This window comes from uncultured Erythrobacter sp., from assembly GCF_947502395.1.
Taxonomy (GTDB): Bacteria; Pseudomonadota; Alphaproteobacteria; order Sphingomonadales; family Sphingomonadaceae; genus Erythrobacter.
The window spans coordinates 62,193-83,356 of sequence record NZ_CANMZM010000001.1; the positions used below are offsets into that span (position 1 = coordinate 62,193).

The 21,164-nt window shown below is 56.3% G+C and carries 22 protein-coding genes; 11 read left to right on the forward strand and 11 right to left on the reverse strand.

The features are described from left to right. The first annotated feature begins 77 nt into the window (after nucleotides 1-77). The 3 genes from otsB to Q0778_RS00305 are packed head-to-tail and all read left to right on the forward strand — an operon-like array spanning nucleotide 78 to nucleotide 4,010. The gene (otsB, locus tag Q0778_RS00295) at nucleotides 78-821 is read left to right on the forward strand and encodes a trehalose-phosphatase (protein ID WP_298333202.1); all 744 of its coding nucleotides are present in this window, start codon (nucleotides 78-80) and stop codon (nucleotides 819-821) included. Between the two features lie 4 nt (nucleotides 822-825). After that, nucleotides 826-2,622, forward strand: a complete 1,797-nt coding sequence (locus Q0778_RS00300; protein ID WP_298333204.1) for a glycoside hydrolase family 15 protein — start codon at nucleotides 826-828, stop codon at nucleotides 2,620-2,622. Further along, a complete protein-coding gene (locus Q0778_RS00305; protein WP_298334825.1) occupies nucleotides 2,619-4,010 on the forward strand; it encodes a trehalose-6-phosphate synthase in 1,392 nt (463 codons plus the stop codon). Before Q0778_RS00300 ends, Q0778_RS00305 begins: the two co-directional genes overlap by 4 nt. On the opposite strand, the gene Q0778_RS00310 is transcribed toward Q0778_RS00305, so the two are convergent. Next, nucleotides 4,007-4,465 (reverse strand): response regulator, encoded by a 459-nt coding sequence (locus Q0778_RS00310; protein ID WP_298333206.1) that lies wholly within the window; start codon nucleotides 4,463-4,465, stop codon nucleotides 4,007-4,009. The two genes, Q0778_RS00305 and Q0778_RS00310, sit on opposite strands and share 4 nt — an antisense overlap. 161 nt (nucleotides 4,466-4,626) lie before the next feature. Here Q0778_RS00310 and Q0778_RS00315 point away from each other — a divergent pair, with 161 nt between their 5' ends. After that, nucleotides 4,627-5,418: a tyrosine-protein phosphatase gene (locus Q0778_RS00315; protein ID WP_298333207.1), complete on the forward strand. Its 792-nt coding sequence runs from the start codon at nucleotides 4,627-4,629 to the stop codon at nucleotides 5,416-5,418. Nucleotides 5,419-5,481: 63 nt separating this feature from the next. After that, entirely contained in the window at nucleotides 5,482-6,447 is a 966-nt protein-coding gene (gene trxB / locus Q0778_RS00320) for a thioredoxin-disulfide reductase (protein ID WP_298302751.1), read from the forward strand. A gap of 36 nt (nucleotides 6,448-6,483) precedes the next feature. Here the strand turns inward: trxB and Q0778_RS00325 are convergent, their stop codons facing one another. From Q0778_RS00325 to Q0778_RS00335, 3 genes are all read right to left on the reverse strand, one after another. After that, nucleotides 6,484-6,921: an MAPEG family protein gene (locus Q0778_RS00325; RefSeq protein ID WP_298302753.1), complete on the reverse strand. Its 438-nt coding sequence runs from the start codon at nucleotides 6,919-6,921 to the stop codon at nucleotides 6,484-6,486. 21 nt (nucleotides 6,922-6,942) lie between these two features. After that, nucleotides 6,943-7,398, reverse strand: coding sequence for an MAPEG family protein (locus Q0778_RS00330; RefSeq protein WP_298302756.1), 456 nt, complete (start codon nucleotides 7,396-7,398; stop codon nucleotides 6,943-6,945). Between the two features lie 104 nt (nucleotides 7,399-7,502). Continuing rightward, nucleotides 7,503-8,477, reverse strand: a complete 975-nt coding sequence (locus Q0778_RS00335; RefSeq protein WP_298333209.1) for a pyridoxal-phosphate dependent enzyme — start codon at nucleotides 8,475-8,477, stop codon at nucleotides 7,503-7,505. A gap of 215 nt (nucleotides 8,478-8,692) precedes the next feature. On the opposite strand from Q0778_RS00335, the gene Q0778_RS00340 reads away from it, so the two are divergent. From Q0778_RS00340 to Q0778_RS00350, 3 genes are all read left to right on the forward strand, one after another. After that, the gene (locus Q0778_RS00340; protein ID WP_298302762.1) at nucleotides 8,693-9,904 is read left to right on the forward strand and encodes a saccharopine dehydrogenase family protein; all 1,212 of its coding nucleotides are present in this window, start codon (nucleotides 8,693-8,695) and stop codon (nucleotides 9,902-9,904) included. Nucleotides 9,905-9,967: 63 nt separating this feature from the next. Further along, on the forward strand, nucleotides 9,968-10,354 hold the full coding sequence (locus Q0778_RS00345; RefSeq protein WP_298302765.1) for a GxxExxY protein: 387 nt from the start codon (nucleotides 9,968-9,970) through the stop codon (nucleotides 10,352-10,354). A gap of 65 nt (nucleotides 10,355-10,419) precedes the next feature. Then, nucleotides 10,420-11,595: a carboxynorspermidine decarboxylase gene (locus Q0778_RS00350; RefSeq protein ID WP_298333211.1), complete on the forward strand. Its 1,176-nt coding sequence runs from the start codon at nucleotides 10,420-10,422 to the stop codon at nucleotides 11,593-11,595. On the opposite strand, the gene Q0778_RS00355 is transcribed toward Q0778_RS00350, so the two are convergent. Beyond that, the gene (locus Q0778_RS00355) at nucleotides 11,596-12,645 is read right to left on the reverse strand and encodes a DUF3137 domain-containing protein (RefSeq protein WP_298333213.1); all 1,050 of its coding nucleotides are present in this window, start codon (nucleotides 12,643-12,645) and stop codon (nucleotides 11,596-11,598) included. A 74-nt stretch (nucleotides 12,646-12,719) separates the two neighbouring features. Here Q0778_RS00355 and Q0778_RS00360 point away from each other — a divergent pair, with 74 nt between their 5' ends. Both Q0778_RS00360 and Q0778_RS00365 read left to right on the forward strand, forming a co-directional pair. Continuing rightward, nucleotides 12,720-13,295, forward strand: coding sequence for a LemA family protein (locus tag Q0778_RS00360; RefSeq protein WP_298302776.1), 576 nt, complete (start codon nucleotides 12,720-12,722; stop codon nucleotides 13,293-13,295). 169 nt (nucleotides 13,296-13,464) lie between these two features. After that, a complete protein-coding gene (locus tag Q0778_RS00365) occupies nucleotides 13,465-14,670 on the forward strand; it encodes a type III PLP-dependent enzyme (protein ID WP_298333215.1) in 1,206 nt (401 codons plus the stop codon). Nucleotides 14,671-14,759: 89 nt separating this feature from the next. Here the strand turns inward: Q0778_RS00365 and Q0778_RS00370 are convergent, their stop codons facing one another. Then, nucleotides 14,760-15,446 carry a glutathione S-transferase family protein gene (locus Q0778_RS00370; protein ID WP_298333216.1) on the reverse strand — a complete coding sequence of 229 codons (687 nt, stop codon included), beginning with the start codon at nucleotides 15,444-15,446 and terminating at the stop codon, nucleotides 14,760-14,762. Continuing rightward, complete coding sequence (locus Q0778_RS00375) at nucleotides 15,443-15,826, reverse strand: hypothetical protein (RefSeq protein WP_298333218.1); 384 nt, start codon at nucleotides 15,824-15,826, stop codon at nucleotides 15,443-15,445. The genes Q0778_RS00370 and Q0778_RS00375 overlap by 4 nt, the downstream gene beginning before the upstream one ends. Nucleotides 15,827-16,033: 207 nt before the next feature. Between Q0778_RS00375 and Q0778_RS00380 the strand changes: the two genes are divergently transcribed. Beyond that, on the forward strand, nucleotides 16,034-16,981 hold the full coding sequence (locus Q0778_RS00380; RefSeq protein ID WP_298333220.1) for a carbon-nitrogen hydrolase family protein: 948 nt from the start codon (nucleotides 16,034-16,036) through the stop codon (nucleotides 16,979-16,981). Nucleotides 16,982-16,986: 5 nt separating this feature from the next. Here Q0778_RS00380 and Q0778_RS00385 read toward each other — a convergent pair whose 3' ends face one another. The 4 genes from Q0778_RS00385 to hemA all read right to left on the reverse strand — a co-directional run bounded on the left by Q0778_RS00385 (nucleotide 16,987) and on the right by hemA (nucleotide 21,024). Further along, nucleotides 16,987-17,688 (reverse strand): nitroreductase, encoded by a 702-nt coding sequence (locus tag Q0778_RS00385; protein WP_298302797.1) that lies wholly within the window; start codon nucleotides 17,686-17,688, stop codon nucleotides 16,987-16,989. Between the two features lie 80 nt (nucleotides 17,689-17,768). After that, the gene (locus Q0778_RS00390; RefSeq protein ID WP_298333222.1) at nucleotides 17,769-18,806 is read right to left on the reverse strand and encodes a hypothetical protein; all 1,038 of its coding nucleotides are present in this window, start codon (nucleotides 18,804-18,806) and stop codon (nucleotides 17,769-17,771) included. A gap of 101 nt (nucleotides 18,807-18,907) precedes the next feature. Further along, nucleotides 18,908-19,765, reverse strand: a complete 858-nt coding sequence (locus Q0778_RS00395; protein WP_298333224.1) for a TauD/TfdA family dioxygenase — start codon at nucleotides 19,763-19,765, stop codon at nucleotides 18,908-18,910. Nucleotides 19,766-19,803: 38 nt separating this feature from the next. Beyond that, entirely contained in the window at nucleotides 19,804-21,024 is a 1,221-nt protein-coding gene (gene hemA / locus Q0778_RS00400; RefSeq protein ID WP_298302803.1) for a 5-aminolevulinate synthase, read from the reverse strand. Nucleotides 21,025-21,164 lie beyond the last annotated feature (140 nt).

Below are 21,164 nucleotides of genomic sequence, written 5' to 3' on the forward strand. Positions count from 1 at the left end.
CCGCGCATAGCAATGCGCGTTGCTGCAGTGCAGCAAGACCGTTGACCGCGCGGGTGTTTTCACTACACATTATTGCCATGCACTCCGCTCTCGCACTGGGCGCGCCTCCAGCGTTGGCCACTCTCCTGACGGGCGAGGGGATAGCGCTGTTTCTCGATTTTGACGGGACTTTGGTCGAGCTTGCTCCCAGGCCCAACGCGATTTCTCCAATTATGAAATTCGCCAGTCGATGCGCAAATCTTGCTGATCGCTTAGAAGGCCGATGCGCGTTGGTGAGTGGGCGTTCGATTGACGATATTGAGCGTCATGTTGGGCCCTTGAACATGGCAATTGCAGGATCGCACGGATCCGATATCAGAAGCGCCAATGGAGCATCGTTGGGCGATGGCGCTTGCCCGCTACCTGCGGAGATTGAAACGGCTTTGCGCAACTTCGCCGCCGAGAGGGATGTCGATTACGAGCACAAGCCCCATGGCGGCGCGCTCCATTATCGGCGCAATCCGAGCCAAGGTGCGTCTGCTGAGGCCTTTGCAAGAAATCTTGCTCAAAAGCACGGCTGGAAGGCACAAAGCGGCAAGTGCGTTATCGAGATTGTTGCAGGGAAAAGCGACAAGGGAAGCGCAGTTCACACCTTTATGGCGAGCAGTGTTTTCAAAGGCGCTCGGCCATTCTTCATTGGAGATGATCTCACCGATGAGGCTGGCTTTGCCGCGTGCAGAGAACTTGGAGGCGCGGGGGTCCTTGTGGGAACGCGCGAAGAGACTGTCGCGCAATACCGTCTTCCCGACGTTTCATCTGTCCACACATGGCTGGAGATTTAAGAGCTTGGCGCAAAAACCGAATTTGGAACTCTGGCCGATTGGAAACTGCCAAGTCTCCGGGCTGATCGATGACACTGGCGCTCTTGTGTGGGGGTGTGTGCCCAGAGTGGATGGTGATCCGGTTTTTTCGGCACTCCTCAACGGCGAACAGCGCGATGCCGGCATTTGGCGCTTTGAATTGGAGGGGCAGAACAAATCGAGCCAGGCCTATATCCGTAACACGCCAATCCTTGTGACCACTCTTGAGGCAGAAGATGGCAGCGCGTTGGAAGTGCTCGATTTTTGTCCGCGCTACGAGCGTTCTGGCCGGATGTATCGCCCGGTCTCCTATGCCCGCATTGTGCGCCCGATAAGCGGTCATCCGCGAATCAAGGTGGTGTTGAAGCCAACCAAGAATTACGGCGCGGGGCTGGCCGAGACGACCAACGGCACCAACCATATCCGCTATCTTGCTGGCGGCACCGCATTACGGCTCTCTACTGATGCGCCTGTGGGATACATCATGGAAGGCCGCACCTTTCGGATTGAGAGCGACACGCATTTCTTCCTCGGGCCGGACGAACCCTTTGTCGGAAACTTGCGTGAAACGGTTCGTTCGATGGAGCAAGCGACGCGCAAATACTGGCAGAAATGGGTCAGAATGCTCGCTATCCCCCTCGAATGGCAGGAAGAGGTGATCCGTTGCGCGATCACGCTCAAGCTGTGTCAGCATGAAGAGACGGGAGCGATTGTTGCGGCGCTCACGACTTCGATTCCCGAGGCAGCGCATTCGGAACGCAATTGGGACTATCGCTATTGCTGGATTCGCGACAGTTACTACACAATCCAGGCGTTGAACCGCCTTGGCGCGCTTGATGTGATGGAGAAGTATCTCGGATATTTGCGCAATATCGTCGACGGCGCGCGCGGTGGTCAAATCCAGCCGCTCTATTCTGTTATGGGTGAGAGCGAGCTCGATGAGACCACAGCAAGCTACATGGCTGGTTATCGCGGCATGGGTCCGGTGAGGCGCGGGAATGCAGCCTACAAACAAATTCAGCACGATTGCTATGGCCAAATCGTTCTGCCGAGCGCACAGGGATTCTTTGACCAGCGCCTCCTTCGTCCAGCGGATGACACAGATTTCGCAAGCCTTGAAGAAGTTGGTGAGATGGCGTGGAACATGCACGACCAACCCGATGCAGGACTATGGGAATTCCGCACCCGTGAGGAAGTCCACACCTACTCAGCTGTAATGAGCTGGGCGGCGTGCGATCGGCTTTCCAATGTCGCAGAGCATCTGGGTAAGACGGATCGCGCGCAGCTATGGCGCGAGCGTGCTGACAGGATTGCTGCAACGATTGAAGAGAAGGCCTGGAAACAAACCGGCGATACCGGTCACTATGGCGCAAGTTTTGAGAGCGACTATCTCGACGCCTCTCTGCTCCAAATGGTTGAGCTGCGATTCTTGTCACCTGAAAATGAGCGGTTCCAGCAGACTTTTGCTGCCGTCGAAGAGCATCTGCGGCGTGGTGATCACATGCTCCGGTATGCTGCCGAGGATGACTTTGGGGCGCCTGAGACTGCGTTTAATGTCTGCACCTTCTGGTTGATCGAAGCTTTGCATTTGGCGGGCCGTAGCGACGAAGCACGCACCCTTTTCGAAACTATGCTGAGCCATACTACGCAATCTGGTTTGTTGAGCGAAGACCTTGACTATGAGACGGGTGAACTTTGGGGGAACTTCCCTCAGACTTATTCCCTAGTTGGAGTGATCAACTGTGCTGGGCTGTTGTCCAAACCATGGAGTGAAGTGCGATAAGCCGTCTTGTTGTCATATCAAATCGGGTCGCCGTGCCCAAAGCGCGTGGCGCCGCTGGTGCGCAAGGGGGGCTTGCAGGCGCTCTGAACGCCGCGCTTAGGGATCGCGGCGGTGTCTGGTTCGGCTGGTCGGGTCAGGAGAGCGAAGACCGGGCTGGCAATATGGATCTCCAGCGCACTGATGGGGTGACGACTGCGACAGTCGATCTCTCTACCCGCGATATCGATGAGTATTACAACGGGTACGCCAATTCGACGCTGTGGCCGCTATTCCATTACCGCATTGATTTGGCCCGGTTCGAGAACAAGACCGGCGAAAGCTATGAGCGGGTCAATGATCGCTTCGCCGAAAGCGTTATGCCCCTGATTGAGGAAGAGGACCTTGTCTGGGTCCATGACTACCACCTCATACCATTGGGTGAACGACTGCGTTCGCGCGGGGTGAAGAACCGTGTCGGGTTCTTCCTCCACACGCCGTGGCCACCCACGCGCCTTTTGACTTCACTGCCGTTTCACGAACGGCTGGTGAAGACAATGCTTTCTTATGATCTCATCGGCTTTCAAACGCCCGAATGGCTCTCCAGCTTTGTGCATTATTGCGAGAATGAGCTTGGTGCCGAAGTTGATCACGAGACCGGTCGCATCACCCATGAGGGTCGCACTACGATTGCGCGGGACTATCCGATCGGGATCGATTGGGAGCATTTCCAAACAGAGGGTGCCAAACACGAAGCGAAGGAAGCCGAGGAACGCTTCCTCGCATCGATCCGTGGACGGACGGGCATGATCGGCGTGGATCGGCTGGACTATTCCAAAGGTTTGCCTGAACGGATCGACGGGATCGGCCGCTTCTTTGATGCGCATCCCGAGCGCGTGCGCGATCTGGTGTTTGTACAGATTGCTCCGCCAAGTCGCGAAGACGTGCAAAGCTACCAGGAAATCCGCGGGCTTCTCGAACAGAAGACTGGTCAGATCAATGGCGCGCGCTCGGAGGTGGACCTTGTCCCCATTCGCTATGTGAATCACGGATACACCCATGCCGAGCTTTATGGCTTCTTCCGTGCTTCCAAGATTGGCCTCGTCACCCCGTTGCGCGATGGTATGAATCTGGTCGCCAAGGAATATGTCGCGGCTCAGGACCCGGAGGATCCCGGCGTTCTCGTGCTCTCCGATTTTGCGGGCGCTGCGTTCCAGCTCGACTGCGATGGCAAAGGCGCACTGTTGGTCAATCCACACAGCCCCGATGCGCTAGCGATGGCGATTGGCAAGGCGCTCGAGATGCCATTGGAAGAACGGAAAAGCCGTTATGAAGCGATGATCGCCACCGTGCGCGACGACAGTGTGGGCGAGTGGACTTCGCACTTTTGTGATGATCTGGCGTCTGGTTAAAGCACTCTGCGGGGGCCCACCACATCGTTTGTGATCCCGGCGCTTTGCTCCAGATAGGTCTGCAAATCCTTGTGACGAGGCTGATCCTTGCGTTTGGCGAGCACGCGTCTGATGCGGTTTGTGAGGCCTCTGGGATCGAAGGGCTTTCGGATAAATCCTTGAGCCCCTGCATAAATGGCCTGGGTTTCATCTTGAGCCCCGCTCATCGCAGTAAACATCAGAACGGGCAGATCATAGAATTCCGCTGATTGGCGCAGTTTTCTCAACAGCGATAACCCAGACATTCCTGGCATATCCTGATCGAGCAGGACCGCATCTGGGCGGCGAGTTTTGAGGAGTTCCAAGCATTCCTCGGCGCTTGTGACCCAGCCGCAGGCATGACCTGCATCTATTAGAGCTTGGCTCGCAAGCTCGGCGATTAACTCGTCATCATCGGCGATAAGGATAAAGGACATGGGCTTGGGTACCATTCAGTGTGTGGGGGCGGATTCTCAGGCTCTGACGTTTAGGCTTGGGCAGACAAATGATGCGTTTGAGAGGGCCTCCGAACCACTACCTACGGTTCCGGAGCCTCGCGTCTTGCCGCCGAGACGCAGCGCTGCCACAGCCTACAGTTATGATTCGAGAACCGTTCCCAGCACCCTTTTTGACAACCGACGGCATACACAATTTGCGCGACTATGGCGGCTATGCAGCTGATGATGGGACGAAGGTCAAATCGGGGCTTCTGTTCCGCTCTGGCCAACATATGGAGGCAAGCGAGGCGGATCTGGAGCTTGTCCAAAGCCTCGATATTCAAACCATCATCGATTTTCGCGGGGAAAGTGAGAGAACGAGTTTTCCTTGCTCGCGCCATCCAGAATTTGCCGCGGATGTGATCGCGTTTGAAGGGGAGACGACCAGCTCTCCGCCGCACGAAGGGGGATGGGATAAAACCGATATGACCGCAGAGAAGGGCCGTCAGCGGATGATATCGGTCTACACGCGAATGCCGGTGAACCCTGCTATGATCGATATGTTCGGACGTTATTTCCGGTCCTTGGACGAACGGGACGGGGGTAGTCTCATCCATTGCTTTGCCGGGAAGGACCGCACAGGGGTTGGCGCAAGCCTTCTGCTCCATGTGCTGGGCGTGCATTATGATGACATTGTTGCGGAGTTCATGCTTACCAACGATGCGCCCACCCAACATATCCTGGAACGGCAATCACTACCCCGCATGGAAGCGCACTATGGGTACATCGAACCAGAGGCGATCCGCAATTTGATGGGCGTGCGCGAGGAATACATCGGAACCTATTGGCAAGAGGTGACGCGCGATCATGGTTCAGTTGATAACTACCTCGCGCAAACTTTAGGTGTGGATGAGGCAAGGAAAGCTCGCCTCAGAAAGCGTCTGCTGACGTGACATTGTGGGCACGCGACCCCATATCGTCTCCAACAAAATGCAAAGAGTTTTAAGAGACAAACCATGGCTACCACTCATCGCACAAAGATGCTTATCATTGGTTCCGGGCCCGCCGGCTATTCCGCTGCGATTTATGCTGCGCGAGCTATGCTTGAGCCGATCGTCGTGCAGGGGCTTCAACCCGGCGGTCAGCTGACCATAACCACCGATGTTGAGAATTATCCCGGCTACCGCGATGTGGTTCAGGGGCCGTGGATGATGGAAGAGATGAAGGCCCAGGCGGAAGCGGTCGGCACGCGGATGATGTATGACATCATCACCGAAGTTGATCTCGAAAACGGCTCTCCATTCCGGGCTGTCGCCGATAGCGGGGATGAGTTTATCGCCGACACCATCGTCATTGCGACCGGTGCTCAGGCGAAGTGGCTGGGCATTCCGGGTGAGGAAGCACTGGGCGGCAAGGGTGTGTCGGCCTGCGCGACCTGCGACGGTTTCTTCTATCGCGGCAAGAAGGTTGCAGTGATCGGCGGAGGCAACACTGCTGTTGAAGAGGCGCTTTACCTGACCAACCACTCCGACGATGTGACGATCATTCACCGCCGGGATGAGTTCCGCGCTGAGAAGATCCTCCAGGACCGTGTTTTCAAATCAGACAAGATCGACGTAATGTGGAACAAGACCGTTGAAAGCTTTGAAGCGGGCGAAGATGGTTCTCTTGGCCACTTGGTCCTCAAAGACACGGTGACTGGCGAAACCTCGACCCTCGAAGTTGACGGCGCTTTCGTCGCAATCGGCCATGCTCCTGCGACTGAGTTGTTTGAAGGCAAGCTGCCAATGCATTCGGGCAAGTACTTGTCCGTTGAGCCCGGCACGCCCAAGACCCCGATCCCCGGCGTTTTTGCTGCCGGTGATGTGACCGACCATGTCTATCGCCAAGCGGTGACCGCCGCTGGCATGGGCTGCATGGCGGCGCTTGATGGCGAACGTTTCCTGGCCGAGCTCGAAGACGCTCGCGAAGCCGCAGAATAGAGTTTTGGGACGGCATCCGAGCCGCCCCAAATTTCATCACGCAAAGACGATCATCGCTGCTTTCACGATTAGAGCGATCAACACCACGCTCGACAAAGCGAACAGCACAAAGCGCACCATCACTCGGTTCGCGGTGACCTGAACGAGACTGTGCGCGATGCGTAGCCCGGTGTAAATCCAGGCAAGGAACGCGTTCATTCCGTCGCCTTGGCCCAGGATCGCAAGCACAATCGCCACCGCATAAAAGAGCGTGGGTGCTTCGTGCAGGTGGTTGTAATTGTCCGCTTTCCAATTGACGCTGGCCGGCAATTTGGAGCGCAGGTCTGCACCGGTTGAGCCGACGAGGCTAGCGGGAGCCTCAATATCTGGTGACTTGCTCATCGCGGGGATGCGGGTTGCATACATCCACGCCCACATCACCATCGTCCAGATCATCAGCGCGATCGCTGGGGCGAGAATTTCCATTCCGATCATGTTTGATCCCTCAAAACTGTTTTACTGCGGAGCGATGCTGGGGTCAGCAAAAGCGGTCGCCATCACCGCGCGTACCGCCAATATGATAAGAGCAATCGAACTGGCGAGGAACAAGGCAAAGCGAACGGTGACCTTATTGACAAGGATCTGCCACAAGGAATGCGCGATCCGCAAAGCCACATAGATCCACGCGAGCATCACATCGAACGCACCAGCGCCCACAATCGCCAAAATTGCGCTCACCGCATAAAACAGGGTCGGCCCTTCGTGCAGGTGCGTATGATTGTGCGACGGCCAATTGGCTTTGTCAGGGATAACCCCTTCCAAATCTTGGCCGCGTCCGCCCGGCTTTCCGGACAATACGGATTTATCTTCAAGCTTGGCAATCGCACCGAAACGCGAAGGTATAATCCATAGCAGGACGATCAAGGTCCAGACCACCAGGACAGCGGCTGGCGCTAGCATTTGGGCTTGCATGAAAGTGATCCCTCTTCCCTATTTTTCGCAACCCTGTGTGAGGCGCAGTCGATTGTCAAACGCGCGGGCATGCTTCGTCGGGACAAGTGCGCCGCAGAGGAAAATCATGCCCTTATCGTCTCAGCAAACGCCTGTGGGTCGGCATTGCCTCCTGTCAGCATGATCACTGTGCCTTCGTCCACTGGAACTTTGCCAGAAAGCGCCGCGGCAAGGGCAGCCGCGCCACCGGGTTCGATGACCATGCGCAGCTCGGCAAAGGCCAAGCGCTGCGCCGCACGCACTTCGTCGTCAGTAACGGTAACACCGGGCTCAGCACGGGTTCTTAGGAGGTCCAAGTTCAGCGCCTTGGTCGCTGTGGGCTGGAGCGCGTCGCAAATTGTATTTGGCGCATCCGAAGCCGCTTGGACGATTTCACCTGTGGCAATCGCTTGCCCGACCATGTCCCACCCTTCGGGCTCGACCACATACACGGCTGAATCGGGACAGCCAAGTGCGAGACCAGCTGCCAGTCCCCCGCCACCGCAACACACAATGAAACGGCTGGGTGAAGTGCCCAATTGCGCATCCAGTTGTTGGGTCGCCTCGATACCGGCCGATCCTTGACCTTCGATCACCCACGGATCGCCAAAGGCATGGACCAGCAAGCCTCCCTGTTCCTCGATCAACTTTGCGGCCACTTCATCGCGGTCTTCACCCCCCTGTTCTTTGGGAGCGCGTTCGTAGAGCACAACCTCGGCTCCGAGGGCCCGAGTGTTCGCCAATTTCACCTCTGGCGCATTGCGAGGCATTACGATGGTTGCCTTGATGCCCAATCGCTTGGCTGCCCAAGCGACTCCCTGAGCGTGATTGCCAGAAGAGACCGCGACCACACCTGCCGCGCGTTCTTCCTCAGAGAGATTGGAAAGTCGCCACCAGCCGCCGCGTATCTTGAAAGCGCCAATGGGTTGAAGGTTTTCCGCCTTCACATGCGCCCGCACCCCGCCGATTTCGACCGGCAAAAGCGGAGTTGGAGAGAGAATCTCTGCAATGCTCTTGGCCGCAGCGATAACGCCTTGGCGATTCGGAAAAATTTTACTCATGTGAGGTTCCGTTTGAGACACTTGAGACACTGTTCAAAGGCAAAAAATCTTTACCGGCGATTTTGCCGAAAAATCGAGCAGGAAAGAGGGCGCGAGGTGGACATCCTCTAATCCATATCGTGCCCCGCTTAAGTAGGAAATGCGCAGGATCATTTGAGCACCCAAATGCATTGAAGTAGGGGGCTGGCAAGATTCGAATTTGAAAGGCTGTGAGTATGTCGAAGGTATTGGTGATCGGGGCAGGGGGCGTTAGCTCTGTTTGCGTCCATAAGATGGCATTTAACCCCGCAATCTTTCCGGAAATTCACCTTGCTAGCCGTACCTTGTCAAAGTGCGATACGATTGCCGCCTCAGTGAAAGAGCGTACCGGCGTGGTCGTGCCAACTTACGAAATCGATGCCGAGGAAGTGCCCGCGATGGTCAACCTCATAAAGCGTTTGGGCGCGACCCATGTGATCAACCTTGCATTGCCGTACCAGGATTTGCCGATCATGGATGCGTGTCTTGAAGCTGGCGCACATTATCTGGACACGGCGAATTATGAGCCCAAGGATGAGGCGAAGTTCGAATACCACTGGCAATGGGCCTATCATGACCGTTTCAAGGAAGCGGGCCTTATGGCGCTTCTTGGCAGCGGTTTTGACCCCGGTGTGACGAGCGTTTTCACCATGTGGCTGAAGAAGCATAAGCTCAAAACCATCCGCACATTGGATATCTTGGACTGCAATGGCGGAGACCACGGACAGGCATTTGCGACCAACTTCAACCCGGAAATCAACATCCGCGAAGTGACCGCTCCGGCGCGCCACTGGGAGAATGGGCGATGGGTGGAGACCCCTGCGATGCAAGTCTCAACCCCGTTTGACTTTGACGAGGTCGGCACACGCCAAGCGTATTTGATGTATCACGAGGAGCTGGAGAGCATCTCCAAGTTCAACCCAGAAATTGAGCGTGCGCGCTTCTGGATGACGTTTGGCGACGAGTACATCAAGCACCTCACAGTGCTCCAGAATGTGGGCATGACCGGGATTGAGCCGATCAAATATCAGGGCCAGGAAATCATCCCGCTGCAATTCCTCGCAGCCGTGCTTCCCAAGCCCGAGACCTTGGGCGAGACCACCAAGGGCAACACCAATATCGGCTGCATCGCCACCGGAGAGGCGCTTGATGGGTCTGGCGAAAAGACCTTCTACATCAACAATATCTGCTCTCACGAAGCGGCCTTTGAAGAGACCGGCAACCAAGCGGTAAGCTACACCACTGGCGTGCCTGCGATGATCGGCTCTGCGATGATGGTGCAGGGCACTTGGTCAGGGGACGGTGTCTTCAATATGGAAGAGATGGACCCTGATCCCTTCATGGACATGCTCAATGCTCATGGCCTGCCGTGGCAGGTGAAGGAACTTGATGGGCCGGTTGAGTTTTAGGGTTTCTCGCAGAGACGCGGAGAAAAGAGAGGCGCGAAGACGTGAGAGGACAGGGGAGCGGTTTTGGAGATTGATGAGCTAACGGGCATCGTGATTGACGAATGCATCGCCATCCACCGCGAACTTGGCCCCGGCTTGTTTGAGAATGTATATGAAGCCGTCCTTGCAGGCCGGTTGGAGGCGCGCGGACTAAAAGTTGCAAGGCAATTGGCGGTTCCGGTTGAATTTGATGGTCAGCTTTTCGGCTCTGCCTTCCGGCTTGATATCCTAGTAGAAGATCAACTGATCCTCGAGATCAAGGCAGTTGAGCGCCTGAGCCAGACCCATATCCGCCAATTGCTCACTTACTTGCGTCTTCTCAAACAGCCCGTAGGGCTTCTCCTGAATTTCAACCACGCCACCATGAAAGACGGCATCCGTCGAGTCGCCAACGAGTACAACTCGCGCTGACACTTCTTCGCGCCTCTCTTTTCTCTGCGCCTCTGCGAGAAACAAAAAAAGGACAAAGTCCCAACATGCGAACCCAAGCCGGAAATCCGGGCGCCTTCGCCCAATTCGACCTCACCCGGGTCGACAGCCCCGCGTTCGTCGTGGATGCGGCGAAAATCCGCAGCAATTGCCAGATCCTCGCCGATATTCGCGATGAGGCTGGGTGCAAGGTCTTTGCCGCGCTCAAGGCGTTCTCCATGCACTCGGTAGCCCACATCATGGGTGAGTATTTGGACGGGATCTCAACCAGCGGCCTGTGGGAAGCACGGCTTGCGTCCGAGTTTTACGACGGCGAAATCGCGACTTATTCCGCCGCCTTTAAGCCTGAGGAATTGGACGAGATTTGCAGGCTCTCCGACCATGTGATCTTTAACTCGCCCGCTCAAATGAAGCGTGCCGCATTGATCCTTGATAACGCAGCGGTCACCGGCGGCGATGCCTCAGTGGGCCTCAGGCTCAACCCCATGGTCGCAACGGGCGAAGTGCCAAAGTACGACCCCAGCGCTCCGGGCTCGCGTCTTGGCTTTCCGATCGATCAATTGACCGAAGAGCATATGGAAGGGGTTGAGGGCATCCACTTCCACAATCTGTGCGAGCAGACGTTTGAGCCGCTTCGCCAGACATGGGACCGCGTATTCGATGCGATTGAACCGTGGTTTGGCCAGCTCAAATGGATCAATATGGGCGGCGGCCACCACATCACCCGCGCTGATTATGAGCGCGATGAGCTGATCGAATTCCTGAAAGATGCGGCCGAAGACACCGGCGCTGAGATCATCCTCGAACCCGGCGAAGCGGTCGCGCTGGATGCGGGCATTCTCGTTGGCACCTTGCTCGACACAGGCTTCAACGAAGTCCCCATCGGCATCGCAGATGTGTCGGCGACCTGCCACATGCCCGATGTGCTTGAAGCACCGTATCGCCCCGCAATGCTCGGCGAACTGCAGGACGACAGCGTACCTATCCGACTTGGCGGGCCATCCTGCCTCGCAGGCGATGTGATTGGAGACTATCGCCTACCAGTCCCCGCAGAGCCCGGCGCGCGCTTCGCTTTCCTCGACCAGGCGCATTATTCGATGGTGAAGACCAACACCTTCAATGGCGTGCAACTGCCCAGCATTTACCTCTGGGACTCAGACACAGACGCGCTCGAATGCGTCAAACGCTTCGAATACGAAGACTTCCGCGACCGGCTGAGTTGATCAAAGGCCCTTGCGGCCAAATCCTCCAACGCGGCGCGGGGTTGCTTCGCGGGCGTAGTCAGAAATGCCAGGGTGCTGAGGCTCATGCTTGATTGCCTGAGCTTTCCCTCGCTCGGTCTGATTGATTGCCATAATCAACCGGGCGAGCGCTGCGAATTGATCGGCGGTTTCCTGCGCGCGACGATTGTCTTCTTCGGCCTTCATTGAACCGCTTTCGAACATGTTCTCGCTCTCAACCACGACCACCAAGTGTTGGTCGACGAACAGGGCGCGGATCGATTTACCGTGGAAGGCTTTTTCGAGCGCGATCAAGTGCTCAACATAAGAAGGGTGGATCAAAACCCGCGCTTCGACCTGATCGTCGCTGAAGACTTCGAAAACGTCTTCAAATGCCGGATGCACTTGATCGACATATTGCATGCGGTGACCGTCTAGCTCGATTACGTCCTTGACGCTGCCAAAGCCAAACCACTTATCGTGCTTTCCCTTGCGTTGGAGCAGGGTGGTGGAGCGAAACTCCCGACCAAAGGGTACGGAGATGATCGCACCGCGGAAAACCGTGACCCAGCGGCGGTTTTTGCCAGAGCCTTTGCGCTCTTCCAGATGCGCTTCATAAAGGTTGAATTTGTTGCTGGCCAGCTCGCCAAACCAGCAGTCTTCGAACTCGTCGCGGTCGTATTTGGGCACTAGGCCGTATGAGCGCGCCTTGTGGAATTCGACGCCGGGCTCGACCTCTGGGTCATATCCAATACCCAGATCGCGCGCGATGGCCTCATTGATGCCGACCTTGATAGTCTGCTTGGCCTCTTGGATTGGCTTATAGCCCCAAGCAGCGACGCCAAGCAGCGCCGCGCCGGCAATGAAGAGTTTGAGATCAAACAGAAAAGCAAGCGGCACGAACCACAGAAAACTCACGAGCGGCAAGAGGGCAATGCCTCCGATAAACCAGCGGTCGAACGCTTTCTTTTTGGCAGCATCGCGCATGGATGTTTGCTCGGCCAGCCAGTTGCCAAGCTCCCCACGCATCAATCCCTGAACATCCGCCTGCATCGTCCTAAAGGTCCCTAATCTCTTAACTATTGCCTGCTAAGAATAGAGGCATCAGGTAAAGATGGAGTGCACAAATGGTAGATATTCTCGGATGGTTCTGGACCTCGGCGGTCTTCGTGATCGTCTTTGGCGGCCTGTTCGCAGTGATCGCCATTTACAACTCGCTGGTGCGTCTGCGCCAGAATGTGAACCAGGGACGCGCGGATATCGACGCGCAATTGCGTCAGCGTCATGACCTTATTCCCAACCTCGTTGAGGCGGTTAAGGGATATGCGGGCCATGAGAAATCAACGCTGGAAAATGTGATCAAGGCGCGCAGCGCGGCTTCGCAGGGGGAACCCGATAGCGCAAGCGAGCAAGGTCTCAAGATCGCGCTCGACAATCTGCTGGCTCTGGGTGAGGACTACCCCGACCTGCGTGCGTCAGAGAACTTTCAGGAGCTGCAATCAGAGCTTTCTGACATTGAAGACAAGCTGGCCGCTGCCCGCCGTGCATTGAACGCGGCTGCTGCGCAGTTCAACTCAGCCCGCGAAGCCTTCCCGGCGGTTATGTTCGCCAGCATGCTTGGTTTCAAAGAGGCCGACTTCAACACGCTTGACCATTCAGAGCGTGGGACGGTGGACCAGGCGCCCAAGGTTGCCTTTTCATAAACACCGCGTCGCTTTCGGGAACTTCCCGGCAAGTCACGATTTTGATTGCAGGCCGCGGCATTTTTGTGCAAATGCCGCGGCCTCGCTGCCCCAAGGGACGATTACTACCGCAAGGCAGCCCTGTTGAAACGCTTACGGTTTGCGAACCGTTTTAAGGGGGTCCCTTGAGTTGTACATCTATCCTGACGCAAAGGCTGTAGCGCGGGCCCTAGAGCCCGATGAGCCCATAATCCTAAATCGCCCACACGCAGCGCGCCGCGCAGCACGGTTCTTTGTCGATAAATTCCCCGGCAAAGTGCTTTACGCTGTCAAGGCCAATCCCGCGCCCGACCTCTTGCAGGTTCTGTGGGAGGGGGGCATCACCCACTATGATGTCGCATCCATTGCTGAGGTGCGTTTGGTCCGCGAGGCTCTGCCCGAGGCGAACATGTGCTTCATGCACCCGATCAAGCGCCGCCGAGCGATTGCTGAGGCTTATCATGAGCATGGTGTGCGCACCTTTAGCCTCGACACCCTGGAAGAGCTGGAAAAGATCGTCGAGGCCTGTGCGGATCGCGAAACCGGCGAACCGGCGCAGGACCTGAGGCTTTGTGTGCGCCTGCGCGTCTCAAGCGAATATGCAGAACTTAGCCTCGCTGCCAAATTCGGCTGCGACCTCACCGAAGCGCCTGAACTGCTCCAACAGGCTCGACAGCATTGCGATTGGCTGGGCGTGTGTTTCCATGTCGGTAGCCAGGCGATGACGCCCTTTGCCTTCGTGCAAGCTTTGGACCGCACGCGTGCTGCCATCGCCGAAGCCAGCGTGGTGATCGACATGGTGGACGTGGGTGGAGGCTTCCCCAGCATCTACCCGGGCATGGAGCCACCTCCGCTCGAGGACTATTTCGCGCTGATCGCCAAGCACTTCGAAGCGCTGCCGATTGCTTACAACGCCGAGCTCTGGTGTGAGCCGGGTAGAGCGCTGTGCGCCGAATATTCAAGCATGATCGTAAGCGTCGACAAGCGTCGTGGGAACGAGCTTTATATCAATGATGGCGCTTACGGGGCTCTCTATGACGCAGCGCATGTGGGCTGGCGTTTCCCGGTTGTGGCGCTCGAAGATGATTTGATCCAGCCCTTGGAGGATTTCGCTTTCTACGGCCCGACCTGCGACGATGCGGATTATATGGCGGGGCCATTCGCGCTGCCCGCCGATATCCAAGCAGGCGACTATATCGAAGTCGGCATGCTGGGCGCATATGGCGCCGCTATGAAAACCGGCTTCAACGGTTTTGGTGATGCCGAAGTTGTGACCGCGGCGGACGAGCCGATGATGAGCCTCTTCGACGGCTCACGCGCGCGGCCCGGAGCGGACAATGTGGTGAGCTTGAGGTAGGGCGCGATCGTCTGCTTTGTGGGCGATTAGAACGATTGGTTAGCGTCTTAATCTGGGGGTGGAAGTGGACCTAGGCGCGACCAGAGCTCTTACTGGCAAATGGAACGCATCCGACCTCGCCAATCGACGAGGTTCGCGTGTTTTGCGAATGCATCAGCAAACTCGGGTGTCGCGCCCGAATGACCGGTCGATGCCACTCCATAGATCGCGAAATCGGCAACAGATGGTTTGTCGGCGTAGAAGTGGGGCTTGTTGCCGAGAACTGAACCAAGCTCTTCCATCCGTGCTTCAAGCTCGGAAACAAGCAGTTCGTATGGCAATCGTCCGAAGCCTTGGCCTAGAGGCTGCCGACCAACAAGCCGCCTCAAAATAGTATTGGCAAACGGGCGGAGCAGTTTGGGCACAAACTGTTTGTTCTCAGCTATCGTGCATGGCTCATTCTTTTCGCACCAGCGCAATGCTTGGACATACCAGTAGAGCGATTCATCAGACCAATCTTCGAGCAGGCTCTGTTTGGCTGCGGTGTCCGTTTCACCGCTGTAGAAAGAAGGATTGGGCTTGGCTTGCTCAATTCGCCGAAGGATCAAACTTGAATCGAAGATCGGTTCGTCATCGATCAATAGAATGGGCACTTTGCCCGTCTGAGGATTGAGTTTTCGCAGTTCGGAGATGCCCACATACTCACGATGCTCAAAGTCCAAACCCTTGAACGTGAGCGCTGCCTTCACCTTGATCACAAATGGCGAAATCGAAGGCCCAATCAGTGTGACTTTCACATCAACTCTCCAACGATCCCCACTAATCCCAATAGCGATATGACGCTGAAAAGCGGGATCCCAGGAAAGGCTCTCCAGCGCAGTTCGCCCTTGACTGATACAGCCATCGCAAGGACCACCAATGCAACCGTGACACTGGTCGCAACCATCGCGTAGTGTGACCTGATTGGCCAAGCCCATGCCGCCCAAAAGGCGAGAGCGATGAGCGCTATGACAAGCGAGGCAATGTGCCAGCTGTAGTATGCAAGCCACTTCAAGTTAGGGTCCATGTCGACCTCTTGGAATGGTCTGACAAAGGCTCGCCCACCCGCAATCACATGCACGAAGAAGGTTACGAGTGCTGTCAGCGCGGCTGCACCATAAAAGATCGAGGAGCTCATCCTTCGCTTCTTACTGTGCGCCGCTGATCAAGTCGAGGATCCGGAAATGGATTGACTGAAACTGGGTCGTGAGCTGACGGTCCGCTTTTCGGCTTCTTCTGCGGGCACGGGGCTTATTTATAGAAACTTGTATAGCGTCGCTAGCGATTGCGAAGCCGAACCAGATTGAAACTTGCTCTTTGTTCTATGCGTGGCCATTCAACACCCATGACCAAAGCCACGCTTGCAGCCCTTCAGATCGGTTCCCACCCTCAAGGGAAAACCGAAACTCTCGCCAAAATCCTGGCATTTGAAAGTGAACTTTCAGCTGCTTCGCCAGACATCCTTGTTATGCCAGAGGCGTTGCTGGGCGGATATCCCAAAGGGTCCGATTTCGGCACGCGTCTGGGATATCGCCTGCCAGAGGGGCGTGAGGACTTTGCGCGATACTATAACAACGCCGTTGATCTCGATGGGCCGGAAATTGCAGAGCTCAGCGATCTGTCCAAGCGCCTTGGCACCATCATCGTTCTCGGCGTGATCGAACGAGGCGGCAATTCGCTCTATTGCACTGCGCTCTTCATTGCACCTGATGATGGGCTGGTCGCCAAACATCGCAAGCTTATGCCAACGGGCGCTGAACGGCTCATATGGGGGCTAGGCGATGGCTCCACCATGCCAGTGATCGACAGCGATTTTGGGCGGATTGGTGCGGCGATCTGTTGGGAAAATCATATGCCGCTGTTCCGTGCGGCGATGTATGCCAAGGGCGTAGACATATGGTGCGCCCCCACAGTCGATCACCGTGATGTATGGCAAGCAACCATGCGTCATATCGCTCATGAGGGGCGCTGTTTCCTCGCGAGCGCTTGCCAGTTTCAGCCGAGCCCTGAGGCGCTTGGTGTAAAGGCCGATGGTTGGCGAGAGACCCGCGATCTGATCTCTGGGGGAAGTCTTATTGCAGGGCCGCTTGGCGATGTTTTGGCCGGGCCTGCCGAGACGGGAGAGGCATTAATCAAAGCCGAGATTGACCGCGAAGAGCTAACCCGAGCGCGCTATGATTTCGACGTGGTTGGGCACTATTCGCGTCCCGACATTTTTGAGCTGCGCGTAGATGAGACACCGCGTGCAGGCGTGCAGTTTGTGTCAAATGCGCAGTCAGATCCGGCAGATTAGCGCGCTTAGTCAAACCCTACAAAGCGTGCCGCTTCACTCACCTCTCGCCGCACGATCTTTACAGGGTTTGCCGGGAAATCCGGGTCGGGCCAACCCAGCGCAACGGCTTTCATTATCACCTGATCGTCCGGGATGTCGGCATGCTCGCGCACCACCGGTGACTGCATGATCCCTTGGGAATTGATCACGCAACCAAGGCCTTTTGACCATGCCGCATTGACTAGCGCTGTGGTGGCGGCCCCGCAATCGAACACTGTATCGTCGGCATCGGACAGCTCCTTGTCGTAAGTGATAATCACGCACACGGGAGCGTCGAACTGGCGAAAGCCGCGCAGGACCCAGTCCTGACGCTTTTCCTTGTCATCGCGGCCAATTCCCATGGCTTCGAACAGCTGGATCGCGCAGCCCACTTGCCGGTCGCGGTGCTTGCCTTGGAAAGGGTGGCCTTTGCGAAACTCGCGGCTGTCGGGTTCGCCGGCCAAAATGCGCTCGGTGTTGCCCTTGCGAATGCGATCCAAGGGTTCGCCGGTAATCACATGGAAATGATAAGGCTGAGTGTTCATCGAAGAGGGCGAACGCATGGCCATCGCCAAGACCTCTTCGAGCAGCTCGCGTGGTACGGGCTTATCGAGATAGCCCCTGATCGAACGCCGCCCGTGGACCACTTCAGCGAATGTCTGGTTTTCATTGCCGTATTTGATGGCCACGCATGTTCTCCTGATTCCGTATTTGACGGGGAGAGCTAGCGCAGCTTTGCCTCCGCGCAAAGGACGCTACGGAAAAGGGATCAACGAAGGAACGCAACACCTGTTACGAATAGCTCGTCACCATTGGCAAAAGACGTTTCGATATTGACCGAAATAGCGAGTTCAGCACCCTGTGGACCAAAGAACCAGCCGTTGAATTCTCCAACTTCTGAGCCAGGCTCGTCGAGTATGACGCCGGAAAAATTTGTTTCACTGCCGTCAAATACAGCGGACGCAGAAAAAGTGGCGATTTCGGTCACGTCATCTGACGTATCGCTGGTCTGGGCACTCACCGTAAAATTTAGAGTGATTTCTCCCGATTCTGGATCGAAGCGTGCCACCGCTGGCAGTATTGCCGCGGAAACACCACCGGTAAAAAGGCCAGGGTTCTCTCGTATCTCTGCTCGGATGAACGCCCCAATTTGTTCAAAGGGCCCTGAGGCACTGTACTCGATCACACTGCTGGGGGTATCCGTTAGCAACGTCGGCACACCCAGGGCGCAGCGCAAATCGACAAAGATGTTGTCGTCGGTCAAGTATCTGAGAGAAGCGTACTGCGCATAGATCAATGGTTGAGAATTGACCGATGGGGGTGCGAATCTGAGGAAAGCTTCTAATCCACCGGTTCCCGGTAGTTCTCGACGGTAGATTTCAGAACTTACTCGGTTGAGGTCTCTGTCTGATTGATCGAAGCTAACGTTGAATGCGGTTAAGCCGTCAGCTTGTGACCAGAAAGTGTAGTTTGGCTCATCACGGTCTGAGACAAGCGGGATGTCTGCTCCAAACGGCGTGATAATTGATCGTTCGATGTCAGTAAATATCGAGCCATTGTCTATTCTAACTAGCTCGCGTCCACCGCAAACCGTGTCGAGAGTTTGCTCACCAGTGAGCTCAGAAAAACTCGGATATGTGGGGGAAGGCGGCGGAGTAGGTGTCGGAGTAGGAGTAGGAGTCGGCGCGGGGGCGGGGGCCGCAACAACTCCTCCGCCGCTTGTGGGTGTCGGACTGCTTCCACCTCCACCGCACGCAACTAAAGCCAAGGCGAGCGCGCTCGCCGCGAAACTGTCCCGAATTGTCATGAAACCCTCTTTACTACCCTAGGGCTCTGCATACAGAACACAAAGAAGCACACAAGTAGAGTGCGAGAAAACTCTGTAGATACTAAGTAATTTACCCGATATTAGGACAAGAAATAAGGCTTATCGCCGGCAATAGTGACCCGTTCCATCACCCGGCGCGCTGGGAAATAGTCTGAGACAGCCAGATGTTGGCACACTCGGTTGTCCCAAAAGGCGATTGAACCTGCTTGCCAGCGGAAGCGGCATTGGATTTCCACGTCTTTAGCTGTCGCATAGAGGTGATCGAGCAGCCACTCGCTTTCTTTGGCCGAGATCCCTTCGATGTGGCTGGTGAAAGCGGTATTCACATAGACCACCCGCTCACCCGTTTCCGGATGGGTGCGGATAACGGGGTGGCGCTTGGGCGGGAATCTTTCGTGAAGGTCCGCTGGTGCCTTGTCGAGGCGCTTGGCGAAGACGCGGGCGATGTCGTGCAACGCGGTTAGCTCTTCGCAAAACCGCTTCATCTGCTCGCTGAGGCGCTCATAGGCGAGGTGCATATTGGCAAAGCATGTGTCGCCGCCGCATTCGGGCACTTCGCGCGCCAAAAGGATAGAACCCAAAGACGGCTCCTCGCGCCATGTCACGTCAGAGTGCCAATTGTTCTCTTGCCCTCGACTTTTTGGCCCGTGAGCGATGCGCAGGACTTCAGGATTGGGTTGGTTTTTGGGTGTTGCCGGGTGGACCTCAAGCTGACCAAAATGCCTTGCGAAGGCGATGTGTTGTTCCTGCGTCAAATCCTGATCACGGAAGAAGATCACACCATATTTGAGGAGAGCCGCACGGATGTCAGGGATACGCGAAGGCGTGTTAGGAGCGGCCAAGTCAATGCCTTGGATTTCGGCACCAATCGCCGGTGTCATTGGCTTGATATCCAGCGCGCCTGTGTCGAGTTTTGCCCGATCAAATGTGGTGGCCATGCGTGTCTCTCCCTCTCTTAAGAGGGAGTGTGCCTCGACTAAGCCGCCGCAGCAAGCTCCATATCCAGCCGGTCCCAGATTTCGACCAGAGCCTCCGTCAGTTCGCTCATCATCGCCTCGGTGTGATGCGGGCCGGGGGTGAAGCGCAGGCGTTCGGTTCCGCGCGGAACGGTGGGGTAATTGATCGGCTGGACGTAAACGCCGTATTCGGCGAGCAGGATGTCGCTGATTTTCTTGGCGCGGGCGGGGTCGCCTACCATCAGAGGCACGATATGCGTGACCGAATCCATCACCGGAAGGCCGGCTTCAGCAAATTGCAGCTTGAGCGTCGCGGCCGCCTGTTGCTGCGCATTGCGCTCTACGTTCGAGGACTTGAGGTGCTTCACCGAGGCAAGGACGCCTGCGACCAGAACCGGTGATAGCGAGGTCGTGAAGATGAAGCCAGGCGCATAGGAACGCACACAGTCGATCACCTTGGTGCTGGCGGTGATGTAACCGCCCATCACGCCAAACGCTTTGCCCAAAGTGCCTTCGATAATGTCGATGCGGTGCGCCGCGTTATCGCGCTCTGAAATGCCGCCGCCATGCTCGCCGTACATGCCAACTGCGTGCACTTCGTCGATATAGGTGAGGGCGTTGTATTTCTCAGCCAGGTCACAAATCGCATGGATCGGCGCGACATCGCCATCCATGGAATAGACGCTCTCAAACGCAATTAGCTTGGGCGTATTGGCGTCTTCTGCCGCCAGAAGCTCTTCCAAATGCGCCAGATCGTTATGGCGGAACACGCGCTTTTCACAGCCCGAATTTCGGATGCCTGCGATCATGCTCGCGTGGTTCAACTCGTCCGAAAAAATCACACAGCCGGGCAGCAGTTTGGCGAGCGTTGAAAGCGTCGCATCGTTGGAGACATAGCCGCTGGTGAACAGCAGCGCGCCTTCTTTGCCGTGCAGCTCAGCCAGCTCTTTCTCAAGCTCAACATGCAAATGCGTGTTGCCGCCGATATTGCGCGTGCCGCCAGATCCCGCACCAACATCGTGCAGCGCGTCTTCCATCGCGCCGATGACAACGTCGTGCTGACCCATGCAAAGATAGTCGTTTGAGCACCAAACAGTGATCGGCTTTGGCCCGTTGTGTCCGTGGAAGCACCGCGCATTGGGATAGGCGCCTTTGTTGCGCATGATATCGATAAAGACGCGGTAGCGGCCTTCTTCATGCAGCCGGTCAATCGCTGAATCAAAAATCTGATCGTAATTCATATGACAGGTGTCTTTATCCCAACGGACTGCCCGCTTGAGCGGATCTCATAGTGCCCAAAATCTCACTTTTGCAGACCATATAACCCGTCAATGGTCCAAAGGTTTCAGGCGCTCTATTTAACAGGCAATGCACGGAATAA

Excerpts from the sequence above, each read along its gene's own strand:
- otsB (WP_298333202.1), top strand. The coding sequence starts at position 78 with ATGCACTCCGCTCTCGCACTGGGCGCGCCTCCAGCGTTGGCCACTCTC.
- Q0778_RS00310 (WP_298333206.1), bottom strand. The coding sequence starts at position 4,465 with ATGTCCTTTATCCTTATCGCCGATGATGACGAGTTAATCGCCGAGCTT.
- Q0778_RS00315 (WP_298333207.1), top strand. The coding sequence starts at position 4,627 with ATGATTCGAGAACCGTTCCCAGCACCCTTTTTGACAACCGACGGCATA.
- trxB (WP_298302751.1), top strand. The coding sequence starts at position 5,482 with ATGGCTACCACTCATCGCACAAAGATGCTTATCATTGGTTCCGGGCCC.
- Q0778_RS00325 (WP_298302753.1), bottom strand. The coding sequence starts at position 6,921 with ATGATCGGAATGGAAATTCTCGCCCCAGCGATCGCGCTGATGATCTGG.
- Q0778_RS00330 (WP_298302756.1), bottom strand. The coding sequence starts at position 7,398 with ATGCAAGCCCAAATGCTAGCGCCAGCCGCTGTCCTGGTGGTCTGGACC.
- Q0778_RS00335 (WP_298333209.1), bottom strand. The coding sequence starts at position 8,477 with ATGAGTAAAATTTTTCCGAATCGCCAAGGCGTTATCGCTGCGGCCAAG.
- Q0778_RS00340 (WP_298302762.1), top strand. The coding sequence starts at position 8,693 with ATGTCGAAGGTATTGGTGATCGGGGCAGGGGGCGTTAGCTCTGTTTGC.
- Q0778_RS00350 (WP_298333211.1), top strand. The coding sequence starts at position 10,420 with ATGCGAACCCAAGCCGGAAATCCGGGCGCCTTCGCCCAATTCGACCTC.
- Q0778_RS00355 (WP_298333213.1), bottom strand. The coding sequence starts at position 12,645 with ATGCAGGCGGATGTTCAGGGATTGATGCGTGGGGAGCTTGGCAACTGG.
- Q0778_RS00360 (WP_298302776.1), top strand. The coding sequence starts at position 12,720 with ATGGTAGATATTCTCGGATGGTTCTGGACCTCGGCGGTCTTCGTGATC.
- Q0778_RS00375 (WP_298333218.1), bottom strand. The coding sequence starts at position 15,826 with ATGAGCTCCTCGATCTTTTATGGTGCAGCCGCGCTGACAGCACTCGTA.
- Q0778_RS00380 (WP_298333220.1), top strand. The coding sequence starts at position 16,034 with ATGACCAAAGCCACGCTTGCAGCCCTTCAGATCGGTTCCCACCCTCAA.
- Q0778_RS00390 (WP_298333222.1), bottom strand. The coding sequence starts at position 18,806 with ATGACAATTCGGGACAGTTTCGCGGCGAGCGCGCTCGCCTTGGCTTTA.
- Q0778_RS00395 (WP_298333224.1), bottom strand. The coding sequence starts at position 19,765 with ATGGCCACCACATTTGATCGGGCAAAACTCGACACAGGCGCGCTGGAT.
- hemA (WP_298302803.1), bottom strand. The coding sequence starts at position 21,024 with ATGAATTACGATCAGATTTTTGATTCAGCGATTGACCGGCTGCATGAA.